Annotated in this window: 2 protein-coding genes; one reads left to right on the top strand and one right to left on the bottom strand. The window is 64.8% G+C overall.

All coding sequences use genetic code 11. From position 1 onward, the window contains the following. Nucleotides 1–278 (bottom strand): Gfo/Idh/MocA family oxidoreductase (locus LQV45_RS32780; protein WP_230011786.1); only part of this gene is annotated, 278 nt, incomplete at its 3' end. A gap of 106 nt (nt 279–384) precedes the next feature. On the opposite strand from LQV45_RS32780, the gene LQV45_RS32775 reads away from it, so the two are divergent. Continuing rightward, nucleotides 385–1374, top strand: a 990-nt coding sequence (locus LQV45_RS32775; protein WP_230011783.1) for an ROK family protein, incomplete at its 3' end; no start/stop codon positions are given.

Below are 1374 nucleotides of genomic sequence, written 5' to 3'. Positions count from 1 at the left end.
ATTGCAGGCTCCCCCGCGGCTACAGCCGCCAGGATTTGGCGGGCATGTTCAGCGGGCGGGCTGCAGATGGCCACCAGGTGGACAGCCGGGTCCGCAAGCAGGTCCGCCTCCCCCACTGACCACCGGGCACCAAGCCTTTCGGCCAGGCCCTGGGCGCGCCCACTTCCCGCATCGGCAATGTGCACCACCTTGAACAGCTCCGCCAGGCGCCCCAGCACCGGCAGATGCAGGGCCGCGACGCCCGGCCCGGCCCCAAGAACTCCTATATTCCAAGGCATCGTCGCCCTCCCCCTTTTGTCCTTATTATTCATAAGTACGGAAATATCCGGCTATAGTCGCGTTCAACCCCACCTTAGTCCCCTCTTATGTGTGAGAATTGTGATCATGACGACAGAGTCCACACTCCGCTTTGGAGCACAAACGGATGAAGTGACGAGCCTGCTGAGGATCGTCAACCTGGTGCGAACGGGCGAGGCGACAACGCGCCCTGAAATCGGCAAGGTCACCGGGCTGGGCAGGGGCGTTGTCAGCCAGCGTGTGGACCAGGCCATTGAGATCGGCTTTCTCGGGGATGGAGAATTCGGCGCCTCCTCCGGTGGCCGCGCACCCCGCTTCCGCGCGGAGCAGGGCCGGATCGTCATATGTGCCCTCGGAGCCGCTCATATAAGGGTTGGCGTCACTGCCCTGGACGGCGACATCCTGGCACACACGCACCGCACCTGGGATATCGCCCAGGGCCCCGAGAAGACCATTGACGCCGTGATGGCGCTCGTTGACGACGTGCTGAAAAAGGATCACCAAGTGCCCGTCTGGGGTGTGGTGGTGGGCCTCCCCGGCCCGGTTGACTTCGCCACGGGACAACCGGTGGCACCTCCGATCATGCCCGGGTGGAATGGATTCGATGTCCGCACACCCTTCGAGGACCGCTTTAACGCACCGGTGTGGGTGGATAACGACGTCAACCTGCTTGCCCTTGGTGAGCGCGCCCGGCGTCGCGAATCCCTCGCGAACCTCATCTATTGCAAGATCGGTTCCGGCATCGGTGCCGGCCTGCTGTCCCAGGGCAGGATCCACCGCGGCGCCAACGGCGCGGCCGGCGACATCGGCCATGTCCGGGTTTCCGACTCCCATGCCCAATGCCGCTGCGGCAAGATCGGCTGTCTCGAAGCGGTGGCCAGCGGCTGGGCCCTGGTCAGGGACGCGGAAGAGGCTGTCAGGGAAGGCACCCGCAGCTCCCTGGCTCCGCTGGCAAAAAAGGGGACACTGACCCTCGAGGAGATCACCCTCGCGGCCCAGGCCGGGGACCCGCTGGCCATCACACTGATTCAAAAGTCGGCCCGGGTAGCGGGTGAGACCATTGCAGCCCTGGTGAAC

This window comes from Microbacterium sp. Bi128 (assembly GCF_918698205.1).
The sequence above is the reverse complement of the archived record's forward strand: the minus strand, read 5'-3'. Positions and strand labels throughout refer to the sequence as shown.